This window comes from Roseateles agri (genome assembly GCF_034043675.1).
Lineage (GTDB): Bacteria > Pseudomonadota > Gammaproteobacteria > Burkholderiales > Burkholderiaceae_C > KK5.
Genome location: NZ_JAXCLA010000002.1, coordinates 767,156 through 789,511, shown reverse-complemented (window position 1 = coordinate 789,511; position 22,356 = coordinate 767,156). Strand labels below are relative to the sequence as shown.

Genomic DNA, 22,356 nt, shown 5'->3' with positions numbered 1-22,356 from the left:
CGCGCGGATCAGAACGGCGGCGGGCCGCGGCGCTGGCCGTTGGCGTTGCCGGCGCCGGCCGGCGCGGCTTCGCTGGTGACGACCTGCTCGCCGGCGTTCAGGCCCTCCAGCACCTGGGCGCGCACCCGGTTGTTCAGGCCGACGCGGATCAGCCGGTCGGCCGGTCGGCCGTTCTCCAGCACCCGCACGCGGTAGCGGCCATCGGGCTCGCGGGCGCTCAGCGCGGCGCTCGGCAGCGTCAGCGCCTTCGCGGCGCGCGCCAGCACGATGCTGGCCTGCGCGGTCATGTTGATGCGCAGCTTGCCGTCGGGGTTGGGCACGTCGAAGATGCCGTTGTAGTAGATGGCGCTTGTGGTCGTCGTGGTGGTCGTGGTCGTCGTGTCGGTGGCGATCGTCGTCGGGCCGGGCTCCACGGCGCGCAGCTTTACCTCGTAGCGCTTGTCCGGCTCGCCGAGCAGGTTGAACCACACCGGCATACCGGGCTTGACGCGGGGCACGTCGGCCTCGGAGATCTGCGCCTTGACCGTCATCACGTCGAGCTTGGCCAGCTTGATGATCGTCGGCGCCGACTGGTTGGCATTGACCGTCTGGCCCTGCTCGGTGACGACGGCGACGACGGTACCGTCCATCGGCGCCGTCACCCGCGTGTAGCCGAGGTTGACCTTGGCCGTGTCGGCGGCCATCTGCTGCTGGACGATCAGCGCCTTCTGCGCGGCGATGTCGGCGCGGCTGGTCGTCAAGGTGGCCTCGGCAGCTTCGAGATCGGCGCGCGCGCCGGCGTCGATCGCCACCAGCTCGCGCAGCCGCACGGCCGCCTGCTCGGCCTGCTGCTGGGCCGCCTGCTTGGCCTTCAAGGTCGCCTGCGCGCTCTCCAGCGCGGCCTCGGCATTGCGCAGGTTGTTCTGCTGGGTCAGCGCGTCGATCTCGGCGATCAGCTGGCCCTTCTGCACCGTGTCGCCCAGCGCGACGTTGAGCTTCTTCACCTCGCCGGTCACCTGCGCGCCCACGCTGACCAGCTTGTACGCGCCGATGGTGCCGGTGGCCAGCACGCTGTCCTCGATGTCGGCCACGGTGACCGGCGCCGTCGCTACGGCCGGCGGCGGGGGCGGCGTGAACCAGACGCGCTTGGCGATCCACCCGGCCAGCGCCAGCACTACGAGCACCGCGATCAGGCGGCCCGGTTTCTTGAAAACGTTCTTCATCGCCATCATGCTTTTTTCCATCCACCGCCGAGCACCTTGTAGAGCTCCAGGCGGTTCGCTTGTTCGGTCAGGCGCAGCGCGATCAGCGACTGCTGGGCGGCGTACAGGGAGCGCTCGGCATCGAGCACTTCGAGCATGCCGGTGCTGCCGGCGCGGTGCTGCGCATCGGCCAGCGCCAGCTGCCGCTCGGCCGTGGCGACCAGCGCCTGCTGCGCGGCCAGCCGCTCGGCCAGCCGGGCGCGCACCGCGAGCGCATCGGCCACCTCGCGGAAGGCCGTCTGCACCGCCTTGTCGTACTGCGCCAGCGCGATCTCGCGGTCCAGCTTCGCGCTCTCCAGATTGGCTGCATTCGCGCCGCCATCGAAGATCGGCAGGCTCAGCGAGGGGCCGTAGCTCCACGTGCGGCTGCCGGCCTTGAACAGGCCTGAGAGTTCGCTGCTGGCGGTGCCGGCCATGGCGGTCAGGCTGATGCGCGGGAAGAAGGCGGCGCGGGCGACGCCGATGTTCGCCACGCTGGCCTGCAGCTGGCGCTCGGCCTGCAGCACGTCGGGCCGGCGCTGCAGCAGCTCGGACGGCACGCCGGCCGGCAGCTCGACCAGCCGGCTCGCCTCGGCGAGGTTCTGCGCGCTGTCTGGCGCCAGCGCGGGCGGCAGCGCGGTGCCCAGCAGCAGCTCCAGCGCATTGCGGTCTTGCTCGACCTGCGTGGCCGCCGTGGCGATGTCCAGCCGCGCCGAATCGACCAGCGATTGCGACTGGGCCAGCGCCAGGCCGCTGATCGCGCCGAGCGCATGGCGCCGCTGGTCCAGTTCGAGGCTGCGGCCACGGCTCTCGAAGGTCTGCTGCGCGAGGCCTTGGTTGGCGAGGTCGGCGGCGAGCGACAGCCAAGCATTGGCGGTCTCGGCGACAAGACTGATCTCGGTGCTGGTGCGGCCGGCCTCGCTGGCCAGCCAGGTCTGCAGCGCTGCCTCGCTCTCGTTGCGAAGCCGGCCGAACAGGTCCAGCTCGAAGGCCGCCAGCGAGAGCCCGGCGCTGTAGCTGGTGCCGATGCTGTTGGCGCGGCTGGCGCCCGCATTGGCGCTGACGTTGGGCAACTGCGCCGCATCGGTCAGGCGCGCCTGCGCCCGCGCGCGCTGCACGTTCAGCGCGGCGACTCTCAGGTCGCGGTTGTTCGCCAGCGCCAGCTCGACAGTGGCGCGCAGGCGCTCATCGGTGAAGAAGGCCTCGCGGCCCAGCGCGGAGGGATCCGCCGCCGGCACAGGCGCGCCGGGCGCGGGCAGCGCGGGTGCGGGGCGTTGGTACGGGGGCGCGAGGTTCGCGCAGCCGCCCAGCAGCGCGAGTCCGCCGACGAGGAAAGCAAGAGCCCTGAGTTTCAAGCGGCCGATCCGATCGAGCAAAGCCCACGACTCTACGGGCGGGCGCCGGGTGCCGCACAAATGTTCCAGATAATTTACGAACTCTCGCGCAACCCGGTCAAACGCCGGCGGAAGGGAACATTTTTTGCAAGACCCGAGCGATCCCCCAGCGATCCTCGGCCTCATTTCTTGCAGGAGTTCTCCACCATGCTCGACACCACAGGCACCCGGTTCTCGCACGTCAAGCCCGCCGACACCGAATGGAAGGGCGGCGGCCTGCGCGATTTCTTTCTCTACAAGGATCTCGGCGTCGCCGAGGCCACGCACGGCAAGGTCATCGCGCACCTTGTGAAAGCAAACGAGGCACCGGAGCAGGGCACCGGCTGGCACCGCCATGAGGCGGAATTCCAGATCGTCATCATGACCAAGGGCTGGGCCCGCTTCATGTACGAGGACCAGGTCACGCTGGTCGAGGCCGGCGACTGCGTCCACCAGCGGCCGGGCATCCGTCATTTCCTGTTCGACTACTCGCCGGACATGGAGTACCTGGAGATCGTCGGCCCGGCGGACTTCAAGTCGATCGACGTCGACCCGGTCTGCGAGGTGCCGGCGCCGACGCCGTGGAAGTAGGGCCTCAACCCGGCACGAGCGAGCGCGTGCGGGCTTCCAGCCGGCCGCGCAGTTCGGCCACTTCGGTGGCCAGGTTGTCGCGGGCCGTGGTGGCGCCCACTCGTTCCATCTCGGCCGCCAGGCGCGCGTCGGATTCGGCCGCGGAGATCGCCACCTGGCGTTCGAGCTGGCGGCGCAGTTCGGCGAGCTGGGCGTCCTTGCCCTCGATCGCCAGTTGGTCCTTGGCCTTGCCCACCAGCGCGTTGGAGGCGATGTCGCGCGCGCTGCGAACCTCCACGGCGAGGCGCTCCAGGCTCGCCTCGCCTTCGCTCAGCGCGGCCTGAACCTGCGCATGCGCGCGGCGCAGCGTGTCCAGCTCGTTCTGCAGCCGTTCGAGCCGCGCGCGCAGCGGCGCCGCGGCCTGCTCGGCCACCTGCTGGGCCCAGCCGGTCAGCGCGCTGCTGATGTCGGCAGGGAGCGGCGGGGCCGCCGTGGGGTCGTCGGTGATTTCCTGAGCTGCCATCTGAACTGATTCCGTCATGAACAAGGAGAACGCGCCATCCCCTCTCAGGCGACCGGTGGCGGCAGCTTCTTAAATGCGCGCTCAGAAATCCATGTCCAGATCCTCGATCTCGTCGGGCTCCAGCTTCGCCGCGGCGATCCATTCCTTCATCTCCGGCAGCGCCATGATGGTCTGGCAGTAGAGGATGCAGGGCTTGTTCAGCTTGACGTCGTAGGTGAGGAAACGGGTGACGACCGGGGCGAACATCGCGTCGGCCATGCCGGGCGTCGCGCCGAACAGGTAGGGGCCGCCATAGGTGGCGAGGCAATCGGTCCAGATCTCGACGATGCGGTCGATGTCGGGCTGCGCGCCGGACCAGATCTTGTGGCCCGGGTGGCGGGCCTTCAGGTTCATCGGCAACGAGGAGCGCAGGTTCGCGAAGCCGGAGTTCATCTCGCCGCACACGGAGCGGCAATGCGCGCGTGCCAGGCGTTCGGCAGGCAGCAGGCCGGCGCGGGGCTTCAGCTCATCGAGGTAGCAACCGATCGCGAAGGTGTTCCAGACCCGCGCGCCCTCGTGCGTCAGGCAGGGCACGCGGATCGACGGGGCCAGCAGCAGCAGCTCCTGGCGCGCGTCCACGTCGTCGGGCGACACCATCAGCTCGCGGAACTCCAGCCCGGCGAAGCGGGCCAGCAGCCAGCCGCGCAGCGACCACGAGGAGTAGTTCTTGCTGCTGAGCGTCAGCGTGGTGGCGATCTCCTGTTGAGGCGCGGTGGCCTTCGCGGCCTTCTTGCGGCTGGCGGCACTGCTTCGGGTCTTGGCGGCAACAACCGGCATGGCGGCTCCTCCTGGCTTGCGCCATGGCCACGCAAAGCCTGTGCCATCCGGCGGGACCCGCTCATGGCTCGCTCCTTGCGAGGGACTGGCAGGAGCGCACAGGGAGCAGAAGAAAAGCAGACGGAGCCTCCGACGATGATGTATCACGCCTACCAAGCGCACAGCGACATGAGCTGGCCGCTGCGCACCTTCGCCCGGCTTTCCACGCCGCTGCTGCGGGAAACCGCGCAGGCCGGCTGGCGCGCCGCGCGCGAGGCGGTCGCCGCCTGCGGGGTGATGGAGCTCGCCCGCGTCACCCATGCCCGCCCGCCCTGGCGCATCGACGAGGTCGAGCTTGCGGGCGGTGAGCGTTGTCCGATCGTTGAGGAAGTGATCTTGCACACGCCGTTCGCGACCCTGCTGCGCTTCGCCCGGCAAGGTCCGTCAACCGACCTGCCGAAGGTGCTGATCGCGGCGCCGATGTCCGGCCACTTCGCCACCTTGCTGCGCGACACCGCGCGCACGATGCTGCGCGACCACGACGTCTACATCACCGACTGGCACAACGTCCGCGATGTGCCGCTCGCCGCCGGGCGCTTCGGCCTGGACGAGTACACGCAGCACCTGATCGATTTCATCGCCGCGCTGGGCCCGGGCGCGAACGTGCTCGCCGTCTGCCAGCCCTGCGTCGCGGCGCTGGCCGCGGTGGCGCTGATGTCGGAGGACAAACATCCCGCCACGCCGGCCAGCTTGACCTTGATGGCCGGCCCGATCGACTGCCGCATCAGCCCGACCACCGTCAACGAGCTGGCCATGTCACGGCCGATCGAATGGTTCGAGCGGCAACTGATCAGCGTCGTGCCCTGGCACCACCGCGGCGGCGGGCGACGGGTCTATCCGGGCTTCGTCCAGCTCTCGGCCTTCATGAGCATGAACAAGGAGCGCCACGCCAACGCCTTCGCGGACTATTACCGCCACCTCGTCGACGGCGAGTTCGAGCAGGCCGAGATCACCCGCACCTTCTACGAGGAGTACATGGCCGTCTCCGACCTGGCCGCCGATTTCTATCTGGAGACCGTGCGCCTGGTGTTCCAGGAACACGTGTTGCCCAAGGGCGAGCTGCACATCCAGGGCCGGCGGGTGCGGCCCGAGGCGATCCGCCGCACCGCGCTGCTGACGGTGGAGGGCGAGCGCGACGACATCTGCGCCGTCGGCCAGACGCTGGCTGCGCAAGACCTGACCCCGGGGCTCAAGCCCTATATGCGCCGCCACTACGTGCAGCCGGGCGTCGGCCACTACGGCGTATTCAGCGGCCGGCGCTGGCAGCAGCAGATCTATCCGCTGGTGCGGGACTGGATCCAGGTCTCGCGTTGACCGCGTCAGAGCCCGCCCCGGGTCAGCTTGGCTGGGTCCAGCAGCGCTTCGAGCTGGGCGCGGGGCAGGCCGCTGTCTTCCTCGGCCACGTCGAGGATCGGCCGCTTCTCCTTGTAGGCGCGCTTGGCGATGGCCGCGGCCTTGTCGTAACCGATTACCGGATTCAGCGCGGTGACGAGGATCGGGTTGCGCGACAGCGCCTGCTGCAGCGAGGCCTCGTTGACGGTGAAGGTGGCGATGGCCCGCGCGCCCAGCAGCTCGCTGGTGCGGGCCAGCAGGTGGAGTTGATCCAGCAGGTTGTGAGCCACCAGCGGCAGCATCACGTTGAGCTCGAAGTTGCCGCTCTGGCCGGCGATGGCGATGGCCGCATCGTGGCCGATCACCTGGGCCGCGGCCATGGCCACCGCCTCCGGGATCACCGGATTGACCTTGCCCGGCATGATGGACGAGCCCGGCTGCAGCGCCTCCAGCTCGATCTCGGCCAAGCCGGCGAGCGGGCCGGAATTCATCCAGCGCAGGTCGTTGGCGATCTTCAGCAATGTCACCGCCAGGCCGCGCAGCGCGCCGGACAGGGCCACGGCCGCATCCTGCGAGCCCATGGCGGCGAAGAAGTCCGGCGCGGGCTTGAACTCCAGCGCCGTCAAGGTGCTCAGTTCCACGCAGAAGCGCACGGCGAAGTCGGGGTGGGCGTTGATGCCGGTGCCCACGGCGGTGCCGCCCTGGGCGAGCGCCTGGATGCGCGGCTGCAGCGCCTGCAGCGCGTCGATCTGCGCCTCCACCTGCGCAGCCCAGCCGCCCATCACCTGGCCCAGGCGTACCGGCATCGCGTCCATCAGGTGCGTGCGGCCGGTCTTCACGTGGTGGCCGTCGGTCTTCGCCTTGGCGCGGATCGCGTCGACCAGGCCGCGCAGCGCCGGCAGCAACTCGCGGTGCAGCGCCAGCGCGGCGGAGATGTGCAACGCCGAGGGGATCGAGTCGTTGCTGCTCTGGCCGTTGTTGACGTGGTCGTTGGCGCTGACCTTGGCGCCGGACGCGCGCGAGGCCAGCGAGGCGAGCACCTCGTTCGCATTCATATTGCTGCTGGTGCCCGAACCGGTCTGGAACACGTCCACCGGGAAGTGCTGCATGAAGTCACCCTGCTGCAGCAACTGCGTGGCCGCCTGCTCGATGGCGCGGCCCATCTCCGGCGTCAGCAGCTTCAGCGCCACGTTGGCGCGCGCCGCCGCGGCCTTCACCAGCAGCAGTGCGGCGATGAAGCGCTCCGGCATCGGCCCGCCGATGCGCTCGAAGTTGTTGACCGCGCGTTGCGTCTGCGCGCCGTACAGCGCGTCGGCGGGCACTTGCATCTCGCCCATGCTGTCGCGTTCGATCCGTGTGTTTCCCATGCTGAATGCTCCTGCTCGTCGGGTGATGGGGCAGCATAGCCTCGTGCAAATCCCGGTGCGTTGACGGTGCATTTGGACTACTGTTCGCACATCATGATCGAGACTTCTTCCTTCCCTGACCGCGGCGTGGCGCCGCTGCAGCGCCCGCCGATCCAGTTCTATTTCGACTTCTCGTCGCCGTACTCGTACATCGCTTCCGAGTGGGTCAACGCGGTGGCCGCGCGCCATGGCCGGCGCGTGCAGTGGCATGCGGTGATGCTGGGCGTGCTGTTCCAGCCGGCGGAGCTGAAGGCGCCGGTCGAGTTCCCGATCAAGCGCGAGTACATCCTGCGCGACTTCGAGCGCTCGGCCCGTTTCGCCGGCCTGCCTTACCAGCAGCCGGAGACCTTCCCGATCGCCACGCACAACGCCGCCCGCGTGTTCTGGTGGCTCAACGAAGAGGATCCGTCCCGCGCGGTGGCCTGGGCCCGCGCGGCGCTGCGCGCCTACTTCACCCGTGGCGTGGCCTTGAACGACGCGGCGCAGCTGAAGGCGCTGGCCGAGCAGAGCGGCCTCGATGCGCAGGCCGCCGAGGCCGCCTGGGCCGACCCGAAATGGAAGGACGCGCTGAAGGCCGCCAACGCCGCGGCGACGGCGGCCGGCGTGTTCGGCGCGCCCTTCTTCATCATCGACGGCGAGCCCTTCTGGGGCAACGACCGGCAGGAGCAGATCGTCCAATGGCTTTCCACCGGACCGTTCAAGGGACTCTGATCCTCGCGCTGCTTGTTTCGGGTGTGGCGCATGCCGACCCGAAGCAGGACGAAGTCTTCGCCGCCGAGCGCGCCTTCGCGGCCTCGATGTCGCAGCGCGACCTGAAGGCCTTCTCGGACGCCGTGTCCGAGGAGGCGGTCTTCTTCAGCGGCGGGAAGAACACGTTGCGCGGCAAGGCGACCGTGGTGCAGCGCTGGTCGGCCTTCTTCGAAGGCGCGGCGGCGCCGTTCTCGTGGGAGCCCGATCACGTCGAGGTGCTGGACTCCGGCACCCTGGCGCTCTCCACGGGCCTGGTCCGCGGTCCGGACGGCAAGCCCTTCGCCCGCTTCAACTCGATCTGGCGCTACGAGCCGCCGGGCCGCTGGCGCGTGATCTTCGACAAGGGGTCGGAGCTGGACGCCGCCGACCCCCGCTAGTCGATCAGAACGACTTGTCCAGGCTCACATAGGCCGTGCGGCGCTGGCCCCACTGCGGCGCGCCGACGCCGATACCGCTGCCGTCGCGCAGCTGGTAGCTGCGGTCGAACAGATTGATGATCGAGAGCCGCGTCTCCACCTTGCCCATCGCGCCGCCGAAGTCGATCGTCTTGCTGAGGTCGGCGTTCACCGTCGTGTAGCTCGGCAGGTGCCCGGTGTTGGCGAAGTCGTCGCGCAGGCCGCTGCCGTACAGCGCGCTGCCGCTCAGTGCGATGCCGTTGGCGAAGCGGTAGCTGGCACCGGCCGAGGCCGAGAGGCGCTGCTCGTGGTCGAGGTGGACCCAGTTCTGCTGGATGTAGGCCAGCTCGTCATCGTCGAAGTTGAACTGGCCGGTCTCGATCTGCGTCGCCCGTGCATGCGTGAAGCCCAGGTTCAAGTAACCGGACAGTGCCTTGTCCTTGTAGTTCGCCGACAGGTCCAGGCCGTAGATGCGGCCCTTGGCGTAGTTGAAGGCCGAGTAGATCAGCGCGTTGCCGAACTGGCCTTCGTCCTGCAGGTGGCGCACGTCGCGGTAGTAGCCGTCGATGCCCAGGGTCAGCTTGTCGGTGGCGGCCCAGGCGAGGCCGGCGTCGTAGTAGTCGGAGCGTTCGGACTTGACGGCGGTGTTGGCGTCCGAGGGCAGGGCGTTGGTCGTGCCGAGGAACTTCTGCACCGAGGTCGTATCGATCTTCTCGGTCGGCGGCGGCGTGAAGTAACGCGCGTAGCCGGCGTGCAGGTCGAGGTTGGGCGTGATCTTGTAGACCAGGCCCAGGCGCGGGCTCAGCTGGCTTTCGTTGACGACCGTCTTCGCCTGGTCGTAGCGCAGGCCGTAGTTGACGGTCAGCGCGGGGCTCACCTTCCATTCGTCCTGCAGGTAGGCGCCCCAGAGGTCGCCGCTGAGCCGGGAATCGTCCTGGATGCTGACCGGAACGGTGCTCGTCGCATTGCCGTCGGCATCGGCCGGGAACACCAGCGAGTTGTTGGCCGTCGAGACCTTTTCGTGCTGGCCGAACAGGCCGGCGCGGACCGTGTGCTGGCTGTTCAGGCGCCAGCTCATGTCGGCCTGCACGCCGTCGGCGATGTTGCGGCGCAGGATGTCGGCGGCCACACCCAGGTACTGCAGGTCGCCCGTGGTGTCGGGGCGGTAGTGGACGTCGGTCGTGCGGTGGAACAGCGAGATCTGGTAGTCGACGAAGGCGCCGGCCGAGCCCTGGTAGCTCAGCACGCCGAAGCGGTTCGTCTCGCGCTGGTTGGCATCCAGCAGCGAGGAATCCTTGGGCGGTGCGGACGCGGTGACGAAGTCCGGCGTCTGGCCGGGCACGTTCGGGATCTGGAAGCGGTTGTTCGTCGTGCCGAACATCGCGGTGATGCGGCTGTCGTCGTTCAGCAGGTAGCTGAGGTAGCCGAAGGTCTTGCCCTGGTTGGTCTTGTCGTGCAGCGCGTCGCGCGAGTCGACCGGGTTCTCGATGCCCAGCTTGTTGTGCTCGAAGGAGCCGGTCAGGTAGTAGCTGAAATCGCCCTTCGTGCCGTTCAGCTCGATATTGGTCTCGAGGCTGCCGCGGTCGCCGAAGGTCACGCCGATGCTGCCGTTGCCCTGCTGCTCGTCCTCGCCCTTGGTCGTGATGTCGACGATGGCGGCCGTGCGGTAGCCGTACTGGGCCGGCAGCGCGCCGGTCAGGATCGACAGGCGGTCGGCGAAGCGGGTTTCCAGCGCTTGGCCGAAGCCGCTGATCGACTCGGGGATGACGACGCCGTTGATGCGGTACTGCACATTGCCGTGGTCGCCGCGCACGTGCAGCTGGCCGTAGGAATCCTGGACCACGCCGGGCGTCTGCAGGATCACCTGGTTCAGCGGCGTGTTCTCGCCCTGCGGCAGGTTCTGGATGTCGTCCTTGCCGATGCGGGTGATGCTGCTGCCGGTGTCGGGCGAGAGGCCGTTGCGCGCGGCGTCGAGCTTGCTGCGCGTGCCGGTGACTTCGACCTTCTGCAGCTCGGTGGTGTTCGTAGTCGTGCTCGCATCCTCGGCGGCGTGCGAGGCCAGCGGGTAGGCGAGGGCGATGGACAGCGCGAGCAGCGCGCGTCGCGGCATGATGTTCTTGGACATGAATGAAAGGCTCTGAAACTGACGATGACGGCCGGCGCCCGCCCATGCCTTCAAGGGCGCGGACGGACGGCGGGTGCGATGCGGATCAGAGCCGGATCGGGGGCCCGCGGCTGCGGGCCTGCGGCGCGGGCGCCGCCAGGAAGGCCACCTCGGCGGCGGCCGCCTTCACGTGCGCCGCATCGGCCAGCATCAGCGGCGGCGGCAACGTGGGCGTGGCCGTGACCGCCAGGTGCGCGAACGAGAGGCAGACCGCGCAGAGCTTGTCGACCGGGTCGTCCTTGCGCTGCTGCTGTTGTTGCTGCTGCTGGTTCCAGTGCCCGATCTCGTGCCACGCTGCGCCCTGCTGCGAAAGCAGCATCAGCAGGGGCATCAGCAGGGCAAGGACGAGGCGGCGCATGAAGGGCGTCATTGTGCCTGCGACGGCGTGATGCCGTCGGAGGTCATGGTTAGGCCAGTCTTAAGCGCTCGCTGGCCCCGTCAGAGTTCCGACACGCTTTTGATCCGGATCGCCGCGGGCGCCGCGCTCGCGGCTTCGGTGCGGCGGCCGTGGAACAGGTCCAGCAGGTCTTTCTGGCGCGCACGGGCGGTGACGACGTTGGCCAGCTTCACGTGGCCGTAGCCGCGGATCTGTTCGGGCAGGCGGGCGAGCTTGACGGCGGCGTCCAGGTTCTCCGGCTTCAGGTTGGCCAGCAGTTCGTCGACCAGGGTCTCGTAGTCGCTGACCAGCTGGCGCTCCATGCGGCGTTCCTCGGTCTTGCCGAACACGTCCAGCGCCGTGCCGCGCAGGCCCTTGAACTTCGCCATCAGCTTCAGCGCCTTGAAGGTCCAGGAGCCCAGCTCGACCTTCTTCGCGCGGCCGTCCGGACCCGGCTTGGAGATCAGCGGCGGGGCCATGTGGAAGCTCAGGGAATCCCAGTTCTCGAACTGGTCCTTCATGGCCTGCTCGAAGGTGCCGTCGGTGTAGAGGCGGGCGACTTCCCACTCGTCCTTGATCGCCAGCAGCTTGGCGTAGTAGCGGGCGACGGCCTTGGTCAGCCGCTCGCCGCCGAGCTTGGCTTCGGCCAGGCGCACGCGCTCGACCAGCGCGGCATAACGCTGCGCATAAGCGGCATCCTGATAGGCCGTCAGGTGCTTGACCCGGCGGGCGACCAGCTCGTCCAGATTGCCGTCGAAGTTGAGGAGCTGAACGACAGCTTGCTGCTTCCCGCCGGCCAGGCGCTTCAGCGCCTCGGGTGCGGCGATGGCGAGGCGGCCCAGCGCGAAGGCGGTCTTGTTGCCTTCGGTCGCCACGCCGTTCAGCTCGATCGCGCGCATCAGCGCTGCCTCGGTCAGCGGGATCAGCCCGCGCTGCCAGCAGGCACCGAGCATCACGATGTTCGAAGGCATCGTGTCGCCCATCAGTTGCTGCGCGATGGCCTGTGCGTCGATGGTGGCGAGCAGGTCTGCATCATGGACGGCGTGCTGCATCTTCGCCAGCAGCGAATCGGCATGCAGCGAGGCATCGGGGTTGCGGACGAAGGTGGCCGTGGGCAGCTCGTGCGTGTTGGCGAGGATCACCGTGCGGCCGGCCTTGACCGTGCCCAGCGCGTCGGCCGAGGCGCCGACGACCATGTCGCAGGCCAGCAGCACATCGGCCTGCTGGGTGTCGATGCGGACCTGGTTCAGCAGGTCCTGCGTCGGCGCCAGGCGCACGAAGGACAGCACGGCTCCGCCCTTCTGCGCGAAGCCCATGAAGTCCAACACGGAGGCCTGCTTGCCTTCCAGGTGCGCGGCCATCGAGACCAGCGCGCCGACGGTGACGACGCCAGTGCCGCCGACACCGGTGACCAGCAGGTCGAAAGGCCCGGTCCAATCCCAGGCGGCGGGCTTGGCGATGGCCGCGATCTCGCGTGCCAGGTCTTCCTTGGTGTAGCCGCTGCCGGTCTTCTTCTTCAGCTGCGCACCATGCACCGAGACGAAGCTGGGGCAGAAGCCGTTGACGCAGGAGAAGTCCTTGTTGCAGGACGACTGCTCGATCGCGCGCTTGCGGCCGAAGTCGGTCTCCACCGGCACCACGCTCAGGCAGTTCGAGGCCTGGCCGCAGTCGCCGCAGCCCTCGCAGACCTGCTCGTTGATGAAGATGCGCTGCGGCGGATCCGGGAACTCCTTCTTCTTGCGGCGGCGACGCTTCTCGGCGGCGCAGGTCTGGTCGTAGATCAGCACCGTCACGCCTTCTATTTCTCGAAGCTCGCGCTGCACCTTGTCGAGTTCGCTGCGATCGTGGAAGGCGGTGCCGGCCGGGAACAGATCCTGGTGGCCGTCGTACTTGCCGATCTCGTCGGACACCACCACCAGGCGCTTCACGCCCTCGGCCTCCACCTGCCGCGCGATCTGCGGCACGCTGGTCTGGCCGTCCACCGGCTGGCCGCCGGTCATCGCCACCGCGTCGTTGTAGAGGATCTTGTAGGTGATGTTGGTCTTCGCGGCGATGGCCTGGCGGATCGCCAGGTAGCCGGAGTGGTAGTAGGTGCCGTCGCCGAGGTTCTGGAACACATGCTTCTCGGTCGTGAAGCGGCTGTGCGCCGCCCAGTCCACGCCCTCGGCGCCCATCTGGATCAGGCCCGAGGTGCCGCGCTCCATCCAGCTCGCCATGAAGTGGCAGCCGATGCCGGCCAGTGCGCGCGAGCCTTCGGGCAGCTTGGTGCTGGTGTTGTGCGGGCAGCCGGAGCAGAAGTAGGGCTGGCGGCGCACGCCGTCGGCCTCGTTGGACAGCAGGCAGGGTGTCAGGAAGTCGACCACCAGGTGCCGGCGATCCAGCGCCGGGTTCAGACGGGCCAGCCAGTCGGCCACCGTCGGCATGATGCGCGAGGGCCGCAGCTCGCCGAGCGCGCTCAGCACGGCGGCGCCGCGTTCGTCCGTCTTGCCGACGACCCGCGGGCGCTGCGCATCGGGCAGGTGGTACAGCAGCTCCTTGATCTGGCGCTCGACGACCGGGCCCTTCTCCTCGATCACCAGCATGTCGGTCAGGCCCTGCGCGAACTCGGCCATGCGCGTCGATTCCAGCGGGAACACGAGGCCGACCTTGTAGACGCGCACGCCGGCCGCGGACAGCGCGTTCGGGTCCAGCTCCAGCCGGCGCAGCACCTCCATGAAGTCGTAGTGCGCCTTGCCGACGGTGACGATGCCCAAGGTCGCGGCCGGGCTGGTCACGATGTGCTTGTCGATCGAGTTGAGCTTGCTGAAGGCGCGCACCGCGTCGAGCTTGTGCGCGAGGCGCGATTCCAGCTCCAGCGAGGGCAGGTCCACCGCGCGGATGTGCAGGTCGGTGGGCGGCTTGTGGTCGACCGGCAGTTCGAAGTCCAGCGGCACGGCGTCGAGATCGACCGTCATGCCCGATTCGACGACCTCCGAGATCGCCTTGAAGCCGACCCAGGCGCCGGAGAAGCGGGAGAGCGCCCAGCCGTAGAGGCCGAACTCCAGGTACTCGGCCACATTGCCCGGATGCACCAGCGGCATGCTCCAGGCCTGCAGCGCCTGGTCGCTCTGGTGCGGCGTGGACGAGGACACGCAGCCGTGGTCGTCACCGCAGACGACCAGCACGCCACCGGTCTTGCTGGTGCCGTAGACATTGCCGTGCTTCAGCGCATCGCCCGAGCGGTCGACACCCGGCCCCTTGCCGTACCACATCGCGAACACGCCATCGACGGTGCGCTTGGCGTCCAGCGCCACGCGCTGCACGCCCAGGCAGGCGGTGGCGGCCAGGTCTTCGTTGATCGCGGGCAGGAAATTGATCTTGGCGGCGTCGAGGAACTTCTTCGCCTTCCACAGCTGCTGGTCGACCATGCCCAGCGGCGAGCCGCGGTAGCCGGAGACGAAGCCCGCAGTGGAGAGGCCCGCGCGCTCGTCCTGCGCCCTCTGCGCCAGCAGCAGGCGCACCAGGGCCTGGGTGCCGGTCAGGAAGACCTGGCCCGAGGTGGCGGCGAGGTTGTCGGAGAGCTTGTAGTCGCGCAGCATGGGCTGTACTTCCGTGGCGGGGGTGTCGGTCATGCGCGTCTCCTGGCTGGGCGTGGTTGGCGCAGATTTTTTGTCATTGCCGGGAGAGTTTGTTTCCTTCTTGCCCTGCTCGATCGGTGTGAATGAGAAAATAAATCTCAGAGGTGATGAAAATGGAGAACGAACGTTTCGATCGAGCGACGCGCGGCATCCTCGAGGCGCTGCAGGCCGACGGGCGGCAGAGCACGCAGCAACTGGCCGAGAAGGTCGGGCTCTCGGCCACGCCGGTGTGGCGCCGCGTCAAGGAGCTGGAGGACAGCGGCGTGGTGCGCCGCTACGTGGCGCTGGCGGACCGCGAGAAGCTGGGCCTCTCGATCTGCGTGCTGGCCAATGTGAGCCTGGTGCGGCACACCGAGGGCGCGGTCGAGGCCTTCGAGCGCCTGGTCGGCGCGAGCCGCGAGATCATCGAATGCCATGCGACGACCGGCGAGGCCGACTACGTGGTCAAGATCGTCGTGGCCGACATGAAGGCCTATGACCAGTTCCTGCAGCAGCAGGTCTTCAAATTGCCCGGCGTGGCCAGCGTGCGCAGCAACGTGGTGCTGCGCGAGGTCAAGTACGAGACGGCGCTGCCGGTGCCTTGATAGGTGCCATCAGGCGGCGATCGGTGGAATACTGGAAGCGATGACACCCGCACCGATCCCCGACGACGAAGCCGAGCGGCTGCAGGCCCTGGAGGAACTGCTGCTGCTCGACACGCCGCCCGACGAGCGCTACGACCGCGTCGTGCGCTTCGCCGCCGAGCAGCTCGACATGCCGGTGGCGCTGGTGAGCCTGGTCGACGGCCGGCGCCAGTGGTTCAAGTCGCGGCTGGGGCTGGAGGCGTCGGAGACCTCGCGCGACATCTCCTTCTGCGGCCACGCGATCATGTCGCCCGAGCTGTTCGTGGTCGAGGACGCCAGCCGCGATCCGCGCTTTGCCGACAACCCGCTGGTCACCGGCGACCTGCACCTGCGCTTCTACGCCGGCGCGCCGATCAGCACGCCCGGCGGCCACCGCATCGGCACGCTGTGCGTGATCGACTCGGTGCCCCGCCAGCTCGGGCCGGTGGAGCTGGCCGTGCTCGACGCGCTGCGCGAGCTGGTCAACGAGGCTCTGGCGGGCGGCGGCGATGAAGGGCTGCCTGCATGACGGCGCCGCGCAGCCTGCCGCGCGTGCTGCTGTTCGAGCCGCATTTCGTGATGCGGCGGACCATCGTCTCGGTGGCGCGCGACCTGGACGTGGCCGATGTTCAGGACGTCAGCACCATCGATCGCGCCCGCGCGCTGCTGGCCGGCGGCGCCTACGAAGGCGTGGTGCTGGACATGGACGACGCGTCGCGGACGATCGACCTGCTCGGCGAAATCCGCCTCGGCCGCTTCGGCAGCCGGTCCGATGCGCCGGTGGTCGTGATGGCCGCCGAGCTGCGGCGCGGCGAGGAGGAGCAGCTGGAGGCCTTGGCCGTGACGCAGGTGCTGCGCAAGCCCTTCAAGATCGGCGAGCTGCTGAAGCTCGTTGGCGGCGGTCGCCCCTCGATCGCTCAAGTCACCAGATAGTCACTTGTCGGTGGAACGTCGTTTTCCGGCGCTTCGCCCATCATCTCGCGCAGCGTGCCCTCGATCGTCCGCGACATCGCGTCCAGCGCCAGGTCGTTCGGCTCGCGCCCGAAGGGCTCCTCGATCTCGGCGCTGAGCGCCTCCAGCGCGAAGAAGGTGTAGGCGATCAGCGCCACCACGACCGGCGTCATCGCATCGATCGAATCGACCAGGCCGAAGGGCAGCAGCAGGCAGTAGAGGTAGATCGTGCGGTGGATGATCACCGAGTAGGTGAACGGGATCGGCGTGCCGGCGATGCGCTCGCAGCCGCCCAGCGCCTCGGTCAGCTTGGCCAGCGGCACTTCCATCGCCTGGGCCAGCGCCGGCGGCAGGCCGCCGTCCCGCACGCGCTCGCCCAGCCACTCGCCGGCCATCAGCATCAGCAGGGCCGGCTTCCAGCGGGCGGTGGCCAGGCGTTCGCAGTCGGCCGCCGGCAGCAGGCGGGCGAGATCGGCCGAGGCATCGCTGCCGCGCAGCTGGTGGCGTAGCGCATGGATGAAGGCGATCAGCCGGCGCGCCAGCGCCGGCGCGTGGCGGGCGGCGCCGGGGTCCAGGGTCAGCGCCTGGCGCAGCAGGTTGCGCGTCTCGTTCAGCAGCACGCCCCACAGCGCGCGCGCCTCCCACCAGCGGGCGTAGCTGGTGCTGTTGCGAAAGCCCAGGAAGATCGCCAAGGTCAGGCCGATCAGCGAGAAGGGCACGAAGTTCAGCGGGATCTTCCAGTGATAGACCTGGCCGTGGGCCATGGTGACGAGCACGGCCAGGCCGGTCGTCACCAGGAGCTGCGGCGCGATCTCGAGCAGGACCGAGCCACGCAGCACGAAGAGCATGCGCAGCCAGTGGAGGCGGGGGCGGACGATCATGATGCGGAGATTGTGCGTTGCCGGGCACGCCGCGGCGATATCGCGTACCGTACAGGCTTCCCGTTAGCAGCGGAGCACAGATGACTCAAGTGAACGCCAAGGCCTCCGGCTCCTTCGAGCTCGGCGGCGACATCTCCATCCACCGCCTCGGCTTCGGTGCGATGCGCATCACCGGCGCTGGCGTCTGGGGCCCGCCGAAGGACCGCGCCGAGGCGCTGCGCGTGCTGCGCCGGCTGCCCGAACTGGGCGTGAACTTCATCGACACGGCCGACAGCTACGGCCCCGCCGTCAGCGAGGAGCTGATCCGCGAGGCCCTGCACCCCTACGACGGGCTGCTGATCGCCACCAAGGGCGGCCTCGTGCGGCCCGGGCCCGACCACTGGACCATGAACGGCCGGCCCGACTACCTGCGCCAGTGCGTCCATGCCAGCCTGAAGCGCCTGGGCGTCGAGCGCATCGACCTGTGGCAGTTGCACCGCATCGACCCCGGCGTGCCGCAGCGGGAGCAGTTCGAGGTGATGCGCGAAATGCAGCGCGAAGGCCTGATCCGCCACGCGGGGCTCAGCGAGGTCTCCGTCGAGGAGATCGAGGCCGCGCGCAAGGTGCTGCCCATCGTCAGCGTGCAGAACCGCTACAACCTCGCGGACCGCGATAGCGAGGATGTGCTGGACTACTGCGAGGCCCACGGCATCGGCTTCATTCCCTGGTATCCGCTGGCCGCCGGCGAGCTGGCGCGGCCCGGCTCCAAGCTCGACGCGATCGCCCGCCGCCACGGCGCGGACCACGGCCAGGTGGCGCTGGCCTGGCTGCTGCGCCGCAGCCCGGTGATGCTGCCGATCCCCGGCACCGGCAGGCTCGCGCACCTGGAGAGCAATGTGGCCGCCGCGGCGCTGACCTTGTCGGACGAGGAGTTCGAACAGCTCGAACGGCGATGAGCGACCAGGACATCGAGCGTCAGATCGACGGCTTCCTCGCCCGGTACGCGCCGCCCATCGAGGCGCTGCTGCGCGAGGCGCGCTCGCGCGTGCGCGGGCTGTTTCCGCGCGGCCACGAGCTGGTCTACGACAACTACAACGCGCTGGTCTTCGCGATCAGCCCCAGCGGCCGCACGCCGGACTGCTTCCTCTCGGTCACCGGCTATCCGCGCTGGGTCACGCTGTTCTTCGCGCACGGCAATGAGCTGGACGACCCGCAGGGCCTGCTCGAAGGCGAGGGCAAGCACATCCGCGGTGTACGGCTGACGCAAGCTGCGGATCTGGACTCACCGGCGCTGCGCGCGCTGATCGACCAGGCGGTGCAGCTGCGGCAGGCCGCGCTGGACCAGGCGCCGCCACTCGCCACCACCATCAAGGGCGTGTCCGCCAAGCAGCGGCCCCGGCGCTGACGCCGCTCGTCGGTGCCGTCCGACAGGTCGGCACGTAGCGGGCGGCTAACTTGGCGGCATGTCCACCGCCGCCGCTCCCTCCCCGCACATTCCCCGTCCGCGCCGTGAGCGTCCGCGGGCTCCCCAGCTTTCGATGGCGGCCTGGCGCCAGTTCATCCAGGTCGCCAAGCCCTACTGGCTCGGCGACCAGCGCCGCAGCGCCTGGACGCTGCTGGCGGTGCTGGTCGTGCTGATGCTGGCGCAGACGCAACTCGCCGTCGTGCTGAACAACCAGGCCGGCGAGATGACCTCGGCGCTGGCGGCACGCGAGGCGCCGCGCTTCTGGCGCGCCGTGCGCCTGTGCCTGGTGATCGTGGCCATCGTCGTGCCGGTCACGGCCGGCTACTACTACATGCGCGACCTGTTCTCGAACCAGTGGCGCCGCTGGCTCACCGGCCGCTTCCTCGACGGCTACTTGGCCGACCGCCGCTACTACGAGCTGGGCGCCAGCGGCGAACTGGACAACCCCGATCAGCGGATCAGCGAGGACATCAATAACTTCACCGGCCGCTCGATCAACTTCCTCTTGATCTTCCTCGGCTCGGCGATGCAGCTGGTGGCCTTCTCGGCCGTGCTGTGGTCGATCTCGCGCACGCTGGTCGCCTTCCTGGCGGTGTACTCGGTCGTCGGCACCGTGGTGGCGCTGTGGGTCTTCGGCCAGCCGCTGATCAAGCTGAACTTCTGGCAGATCCGCCGCGAGGCGGACTTCCGCTTCGGCCTGATGCGGCTGCGCGAGAACGCCGAGGCCATCGCCTTCTACCGCGGCGAGGCGCAGGAGCGCGCGCAGCTCGACCGGCAGTTCCAGTCCGTCTACGCCAACTACGGCACCTTGATCAAGAAGCAGCGCTCGCTGAATCTGTTCCAGACCGCGTTCAGCCAGCTGACCCTGGTCGTGCCCAGCATCATCCTGGCCGATGGCGTGCTGTCCGGTGCGCTGGAGGTGGGCCGCGCGGTGCAGGCGGCAGGGGCCTTCGCGGCGGTGTTGAGCGCGGTGGCGGTGATCGTGGACAACTTCGAGAGCCTGTCGCGCTTCGTCGCCGGCATCGGGCGCCTGGACACGCTGGCCAAGCAGGTGCTGGCCGGCCCTCCCGGCACCGAGGCCGAGAAGATCGAGGCGCGAGTCGGCCCGCATGTGGCGCTGGAGGCGGTGACCCTGCGCACGCCGCAGTTCGACCGCCTGCTGATCAGCGAGCTGAACCTGGAGCTGCCACCCGGCGAGGGCCTGCTGATCACTGGCGTCAGCGGCTGCGGCAAGAGCTCTCTGCTGCGCGCGATCGCGGGCCTGTGGCGGCGCGGCAGCGGCACGGTCCAGCATCCCGAGATGACCGGCGTGCTGTTCTTGCCGCAGCAGCCCTATATGCAGCACGGCAGCCTGCGAAGCCAGATGCTCTATCCGTCGACCGAACGCCCGGTGGACGATGCGCGGCTCTTGCAGATCCTCGACGAGGTGCAGCTCGGCGGCCTGGCCGAGAGAGTCGGCGGGCTCGATGCGGTGCAGGACTGGGAGAAGCTGCTGTCAGTCGGCGAGCGCCAGCGCCTGGCCTTCGCCCGGGTGGTCGTCCACGAGCCCGAACTGGTGATCCTGGACGAAGCCACCAGCGCGCTGGACGCTGCCAACGAGGCGCGCCTCTACGCCGACCTGCGCAGCAAGGGTTGCACAGTGATCAGCATCGCCCATCGCCCGGCGCTCCTGCGCTATCACACGCGGGTGCTGGAGCTGAAGGGCGAGGGAGCCTGGGCGCTGCACGAGGCCCAGGCCTTCCGCTTCGAGGACTGAAGCTCAGTCCTGACGTGCCGTCTTGCGACGGCGTGCGATGCCGCCGACCACGCCGAGGCCGCCCAGCAGCAGCGCATAGGTGCTCGGTTCCGGCACTGTGGCGGCGGGGTCGGTGCCCACCGAGGGGACGGCCATCGAGAGGCCGCCCACGCTCAGCTCGCTGTAGAAGTTGCCGACGATGGACTGCGACGAGGCATTGGCGAAGCTGATGTCCAGCGTGCCGCTCCAGCTCTGCTTGGCGCCGGTGATCTTGCCGTTGCTGTCCATGGCGGCGTCCACGTACAGATCCTGGCCGGCGTCGGTGTACAGCGAGCTGCCGTCGGTGGCCGTGCCGTCGAAGAACATCAGCACGTGGCCGGAGGCGTGCTCGAGGTTGCCCGTCAGCGGGTCGTAGCCCAGCGTGGTCTGCACGTTCAAGGTGGCGTCCACGGTGATCGTGATCGCCGTGTTCGGCGACAGCACGAACTGAGAGGACGTGTAGTTGGCCGCCAGCGCGCCGAACTCACCGAAGCCGACCGTGCCGCTGGTGGCGGAGCCGGCCACCGTCATCGAGCCGATGCCGGCCACCGTGTTGGCGCCGATCATCGTGGCGCTGGACGAGGCGAAGGGTGCCTGGATGCTGTCCGTCACCGTGCTGGACGCGTTCTTGCCCAGGTGCGCATAGCCGTCCTGGATGAAGCCCGGGCCGTAGCTGCCGACCGCGCCGTTCAGGTAGGGCTGGCTGCCGAAGTTGATCGACAGCGAGGGCGTGATGCCGTCATTGGGGTCCAGGTCGGTCAGCGTGATGTGGACATTGCCCAGCGTGCCCGAGGCCGTGCTGTCGGCCAGGGCCGAGCCCGCGGTGAGCGCCAAGCCCAGGGCGAGGACCAGGACGCGGGGAGTGGTGTTGAGAGTGTTCTTCATGACTTTGTTCGGATCTTTCGACTCAGGCGCGGCGGCGGCGAGAGATGCCGCCCACGGCGGCGAGGCCGGCGAGGAGCAGCGCGTAGGTGGACGGCTCCGGCACGACGGCCGCGGCAACGACCGAGGTACCCGAGGCGGACAGCAGGGCCGCGAAGCGGCCGTCGACCGCACCGGACGTGGTGTTGCTGTAGCCGCTGACGAGCTGGCCTTGCCACGACTGCGATTCGCCGCTGACGGTGCCGTCGGCGGCCACCGTGTACCAGGCCACGGCAGCGCCCTGCTGGCGGTCGTAGACGGTGCTGGAGCCGTCGGCGCTGGGGCCGCTGGTCTCGAGCTGCAGCACGGCGCCGCCGTTCTCCACGAAGCCGGTGTCGGGGTTGCCGCCCAGCGTGGTCTGGCCGGTCAGCCAGCCGGTGACGGTGAAGACCACCTCGGTGTTGGCCGACAGCGTGAAGAACGCGGCCGGAGCATTGGCAGTGGCGTGGTACACGCCGCTGATGTCGACGCCGCTGAGTGCCGAGCCGCTGACCGACAGGGTCGAGAAGCCTACGCCGGCCGCGCCGGTGGCCGAGCTGCTGGCCGTCGACCAGGCGGTGCTGCTGCCGCCGGTGACGGTGTCGGTCTGTGCGAGGCCCTGGTGCGTGTACTCGCGGTAGATGTCCTCGTTCGGCGTCGAGGCGCGCACATAGCCGTTGAGGTAGGGGCCGACATAGTCGCCGGAGGGTGCGGCGAAGGTGATCGACGGGGTCACGCCGTCAGTGGGGTCGAGGTCGATCAGCGTGTAGCTGACCGAGGTGACCGCGCCGGCGCCGGTGGAGGTGGCGTGAGCCAGGCCGCCGGCGAGAGCCAGCGCCAGGCAGGTGGCCAGCTTGGAGTAAGAGAGAGACACGTTCATTCCTTTGGGTAGAAGGGATGTGATGGGGGCGCCAGTGCAGTGGTGTCAGCCTGCGCCCGTGGGCGCGATTGAAATGGCAGCCGGGCCGATCCCCACCTAGGGCTCGCCCCCGGGGCTTTCCTGATAGGCAAGCGCACATCCGTTCGTGAAGAAAGTCACGTTCTTCAGGTACAGGTTTCTCCGCTGCGTGACCGCCCTGATGGGGGGCATGAGGGGCGATTGCCAGACCAAATCGAACCAGGCGCGTGCGCAGGGCGAAGGCTTGTTCCAGACTGAGACACCGTGACCGCGCGCATTGGCTGCGCGTCGTCTGTCACACAACTGTCACATATAGGGTCAGGTC

General features: G+C 68.9%; 21 protein-coding genes. 10 read left to right on the top strand and 11 right to left on the bottom strand.

All coding sequences use genetic code 11. From position 1 onward, the window contains the following. Nucleotides 1-8: 8 nt before the first annotated feature. Both SNE35_RS07735 and SNE35_RS07730 read right to left on the bottom strand, forming a co-directional pair. Nucleotides 9-1,202, bottom strand: coding sequence for an efflux RND transporter periplasmic adaptor subunit (locus tag SNE35_RS07735; RefSeq protein ID WP_320422281.1), 1,194 nt, complete (start codon nucleotides 1,200-1,202; stop codon nucleotides 9-11). Nucleotides 1,203-1,207: 5 nt separating this feature from the next. Then, the gene (locus SNE35_RS07730; protein ID WP_320422280.1) at nucleotides 1,208-2,575 is read right to left on the bottom strand and encodes an efflux transporter outer membrane subunit; all 1,368 of its coding nucleotides are present in this window, start codon (nucleotides 2,573-2,575) and stop codon (nucleotides 1,208-1,210) included. 186 nt (nucleotides 2,576-2,761) lie between these two features. On the opposite strand from SNE35_RS07730, the gene SNE35_RS07725 reads away from it, so the two are divergent. Then, entirely contained in the window at nucleotides 2,762-3,184 is a 423-nt protein-coding gene (locus SNE35_RS07725) for a cupin domain-containing protein (RefSeq protein WP_320422279.1), read from the top strand. Between the two features lie 4 nt (nucleotides 3,185-3,188). Here the strand turns inward: SNE35_RS07725 and SNE35_RS07720 are convergent, their stop codons facing one another. Beyond that, the gene (locus SNE35_RS07720) at nucleotides 3,189-3,686 is read right to left on the bottom strand and encodes a hypothetical protein (RefSeq protein WP_320422278.1); all 498 of its coding nucleotides are present in this window, start codon (nucleotides 3,684-3,686) and stop codon (nucleotides 3,189-3,191) included. Between the two features lie 81 nt (nucleotides 3,687-3,767). After that, on the bottom strand, nucleotides 3,768-4,502 hold the full coding sequence (locus SNE35_RS07715) for a glutathione S-transferase (protein WP_320422277.1): 735 nt from the start codon (nucleotides 4,500-4,502) through the stop codon (nucleotides 3,768-3,770). Between the two features lie 135 nt (nucleotides 4,503-4,637). Here SNE35_RS07715 and SNE35_RS07710 point away from each other — a divergent pair, with 135 nt between their 5' ends. After that, the gene (locus SNE35_RS07710) at nucleotides 4,638-5,855 is read left to right on the top strand and encodes a polyhydroxyalkanoate depolymerase (protein WP_320422276.1); all 1,218 of its coding nucleotides are present in this window, start codon (nucleotides 4,638-4,640) and stop codon (nucleotides 5,853-5,855) included. Between the two features lie 5 nt (nucleotides 5,856-5,860). On the opposite strand, the gene SNE35_RS07705 is transcribed toward SNE35_RS07710, so the two are convergent. Continuing rightward, nucleotides 5,861-7,240, bottom strand: coding sequence for a class II fumarate hydratase (locus SNE35_RS07705; protein ID WP_320422275.1), 1,380 nt, complete (start codon nucleotides 7,238-7,240; stop codon nucleotides 5,861-5,863). 93 nt (nucleotides 7,241-7,333) lie between these two features. On the opposite strand from SNE35_RS07705, the gene SNE35_RS07700 reads away from it, so the two are divergent. Further along, nucleotides 7,334-7,990, top strand: a complete 657-nt coding sequence (locus tag SNE35_RS07700) for a 2-hydroxychromene-2-carboxylate isomerase (protein WP_320422274.1) — start codon at nucleotides 7,334-7,336, stop codon at nucleotides 7,988-7,990. Next, nucleotides 7,957-8,406: a YybH family protein gene (locus SNE35_RS07695; RefSeq protein ID WP_320422273.1), complete on the top strand. Its 450-nt coding sequence runs from the start codon at nucleotides 7,957-7,959 to the stop codon at nucleotides 8,404-8,406. Before SNE35_RS07700 ends, SNE35_RS07695 begins: the two co-directional genes overlap by 34 nt. A gap of 4 nt (nucleotides 8,407-8,410) precedes the next feature. Here SNE35_RS07695 and SNE35_RS07690 read toward each other — a convergent pair whose 3' ends face one another. From SNE35_RS07690 to SNE35_RS07680, 3 genes are all read right to left on the bottom strand, one after another. Then, nucleotides 8,411-10,549 (bottom strand): TonB-dependent receptor, encoded by a 2,139-nt coding sequence (locus SNE35_RS07690; RefSeq protein ID WP_320422272.1) that lies wholly within the window; start codon nucleotides 10,547-10,549, stop codon nucleotides 8,411-8,413. Nucleotides 10,550-10,634: 85 nt separating this feature from the next. Next, nucleotides 10,635-10,946, bottom strand: coding sequence for a DUF2946 family protein (locus tag SNE35_RS07685; protein WP_320422271.1), 312 nt, complete (start codon nucleotides 10,944-10,946; stop codon nucleotides 10,635-10,637). A gap of 80 nt (nucleotides 10,947-11,026) precedes the next feature. Further along, nucleotides 11,027-14,575 carry an indolepyruvate ferredoxin oxidoreductase family protein gene (locus SNE35_RS07680; RefSeq protein ID WP_320422270.1) on the bottom strand — a complete coding sequence of 1,183 codons (3,549 nt, stop codon included), beginning with the start codon at nucleotides 14,573-14,575 and terminating at the stop codon, nucleotides 11,027-11,029. Between the two features lie 119 nt (nucleotides 14,576-14,694). On the opposite strand from SNE35_RS07680, the gene SNE35_RS07675 reads away from it, so the two are divergent. The 3 genes from SNE35_RS07675 to SNE35_RS07665 are packed head-to-tail and all read left to right on the top strand — an operon-like array spanning nucleotide 14,695 to nucleotide 16,116. Continuing rightward, on the top strand, nucleotides 14,695-15,165 hold the full coding sequence (locus SNE35_RS07675) for an Lrp/AsnC family transcriptional regulator (protein WP_320422269.1): 471 nt from the start codon (nucleotides 14,695-14,697) through the stop codon (nucleotides 15,163-15,165). Between the two features lie 40 nt (nucleotides 15,166-15,205). Then, complete coding sequence (locus tag SNE35_RS07670) at nucleotides 15,206-15,712, top strand: GAF domain-containing protein (protein ID WP_320422268.1); 507 nt, start codon at nucleotides 15,206-15,208, stop codon at nucleotides 15,710-15,712. Continuing rightward, nucleotides 15,709-16,116, top strand: a complete 408-nt coding sequence (locus tag SNE35_RS07665) for a response regulator (protein WP_320422267.1) — start codon at nucleotides 15,709-15,711, stop codon at nucleotides 16,114-16,116. The genes SNE35_RS07670 and SNE35_RS07665 overlap by 4 nt, the downstream gene beginning before the upstream one ends. Here SNE35_RS07665 and SNE35_RS07660 read toward each other — a convergent pair. Then, nucleotides 16,101-17,015: a bestrophin family protein gene (locus tag SNE35_RS07660; protein WP_320422266.1), complete on the bottom strand. Its 915-nt coding sequence runs from the start codon at nucleotides 17,013-17,015 to the stop codon at nucleotides 16,101-16,103. The two genes, SNE35_RS07665 and SNE35_RS07660, sit on opposite strands and share 16 nt — an antisense overlap. A gap of 80 nt (nucleotides 17,016-17,095) precedes the next feature. Between SNE35_RS07660 and SNE35_RS07655 the strand changes: the two genes are divergently transcribed. The 3 genes from SNE35_RS07655 (at nucleotide 17,096) to SNE35_RS07645 (ending at nucleotide 20,215) form a co-directional block, all read left to right on the top strand. Continuing rightward, nucleotides 17,096-17,950 (top strand): aldo/keto reductase, encoded by an 855-nt coding sequence (locus SNE35_RS07655; RefSeq protein ID WP_320422265.1) that lies wholly within the window; start codon nucleotides 17,096-17,098, stop codon nucleotides 17,948-17,950. Next, nucleotides 17,947-18,399, top strand: a complete 453-nt coding sequence (locus SNE35_RS07650; protein WP_320422264.1) for a DUF1801 domain-containing protein — start codon at nucleotides 17,947-17,949, stop codon at nucleotides 18,397-18,399. Before SNE35_RS07655 ends, SNE35_RS07650 begins: the two co-directional genes overlap by 4 nt. A 133-nt stretch (nucleotides 18,400-18,532) precedes the next feature. Beyond that, entirely contained in the window at nucleotides 18,533-20,215 is a 1,683-nt protein-coding gene (locus tag SNE35_RS07645) for an ABC transporter ATP-binding protein/permease (protein WP_320422263.1), read from the top strand. A gap of 3 nt (nucleotides 20,216-20,218) precedes the next feature. Here the strand turns inward: SNE35_RS07645 and SNE35_RS07640 are convergent, their stop codons facing one another. Next, nucleotides 20,219-21,118 carry a PEP-CTERM sorting domain-containing protein gene (locus SNE35_RS07640; protein ID WP_320422262.1) on the bottom strand — a complete coding sequence of 300 codons (900 nt, stop codon included), beginning with the start codon at nucleotides 21,116-21,118 and terminating at the stop codon, nucleotides 20,219-20,221. 22 nt (nucleotides 21,119-21,140) lie between these two features. Further along, entirely contained in the window at nucleotides 21,141-22,007 is an 867-nt protein-coding gene (locus tag SNE35_RS07635; RefSeq protein WP_320422261.1) for a PEP-CTERM sorting domain-containing protein, read from the bottom strand. Nucleotides 22,008-22,356: the final 349 nt, after the last annotated feature.

What these genes read in the sequence shown, in the direction of transcription:
- SNE35_RS07735 (WP_320422281.1), bottom strand. Translation starts at nt 1,202, where the DNA reads ATGAAGAACGTTTTCAAGAAACCGGGCCGCCTGATCGCGGTGCTCGTA.
- SNE35_RS07725 (WP_320422279.1), top strand. Translation starts at nt 2,762, where the DNA reads ATGCTCGACACCACAGGCACCCGGTTCTCGCACGTCAAGCCCGCCGAC.
- SNE35_RS07720 (WP_320422278.1), bottom strand. Translation starts at nt 3,686, where the DNA reads ATGGCAGCTCAGGAAATCACCGACGACCCCACGGCGGCCCCGCCGCTC.
- SNE35_RS07715 (WP_320422277.1), bottom strand. Translation starts at nt 4,502, where the DNA reads ATGCCGGTTGTTGCCGCCAAGACCCGAAGCAGTGCCGCCAGCCGCAAG.
- SNE35_RS07710 (WP_320422276.1), top strand. Translation starts at nt 4,638, where the DNA reads ATGATGTATCACGCCTACCAAGCGCACAGCGACATGAGCTGGCCGCTG.
- SNE35_RS07705 (WP_320422275.1), bottom strand. Translation starts at nt 7,240, where the DNA reads ATGGGAAACACACGGATCGAACGCGACAGCATGGGCGAGATGCAAGTG.
- SNE35_RS07700 (WP_320422274.1), top strand. Translation starts at nt 7,334, where the DNA reads ATGATCGAGACTTCTTCCTTCCCTGACCGCGGCGTGGCGCCGCTGCAG.
- SNE35_RS07695 (WP_320422273.1), top strand. Translation starts at nt 7,957, where the DNA reads ATGGCTTTCCACCGGACCGTTCAAGGGACTCTGATCCTCGCGCTGCTT.
- SNE35_RS07690 (WP_320422272.1), bottom strand. Translation starts at nt 10,549, where the DNA reads ATGTCCAAGAACATCATGCCGCGACGCGCGCTGCTCGCGCTGTCCATC.
- SNE35_RS07685 (WP_320422271.1), bottom strand. Translation starts at nt 10,946, where the DNA reads ATGCGCCGCCTCGTCCTTGCCCTGCTGATGCCCCTGCTGATGCTGCTT.
- SNE35_RS07680 (WP_320422270.1), bottom strand. Translation starts at nt 14,575, where the DNA reads ATGACCGACACCCCCGCCACGGAAGTACAGCCCATGCTGCGCGACTAC.
- SNE35_RS07675 (WP_320422269.1), top strand. Translation starts at nt 14,695, where the DNA reads ATGGAGAACGAACGTTTCGATCGAGCGACGCGCGGCATCCTCGAGGCG.
- SNE35_RS07670 (WP_320422268.1), top strand. Translation starts at nt 15,206, where the DNA reads ATGACACCCGCACCGATCCCCGACGACGAAGCCGAGCGGCTGCAGGCC.
- SNE35_RS07665 (WP_320422267.1), top strand. Translation starts at nt 15,709, where the DNA reads ATGACGGCGCCGCGCAGCCTGCCGCGCGTGCTGCTGTTCGAGCCGCAT.
- SNE35_RS07660 (WP_320422266.1), bottom strand. Translation starts at nt 17,015, where the DNA reads ATGATCGTCCGCCCCCGCCTCCACTGGCTGCGCATGCTCTTCGTGCTG.
- SNE35_RS07655 (WP_320422265.1), top strand. Translation starts at nt 17,096, where the DNA reads ATGACTCAAGTGAACGCCAAGGCCTCCGGCTCCTTCGAGCTCGGCGGC.
- SNE35_RS07650 (WP_320422264.1), top strand. Translation starts at nt 17,947, where the DNA reads ATGAGCGACCAGGACATCGAGCGTCAGATCGACGGCTTCCTCGCCCGG.
- SNE35_RS07645 (WP_320422263.1), top strand. Translation starts at nt 18,533, where the DNA reads ATGGCGGCCTGGCGCCAGTTCATCCAGGTCGCCAAGCCCTACTGGCTC.
- SNE35_RS07640 (WP_320422262.1), bottom strand. Translation starts at nt 21,118, where the DNA reads ATGAAGAACACTCTCAACACCACTCCCCGCGTCCTGGTCCTCGCCCTG.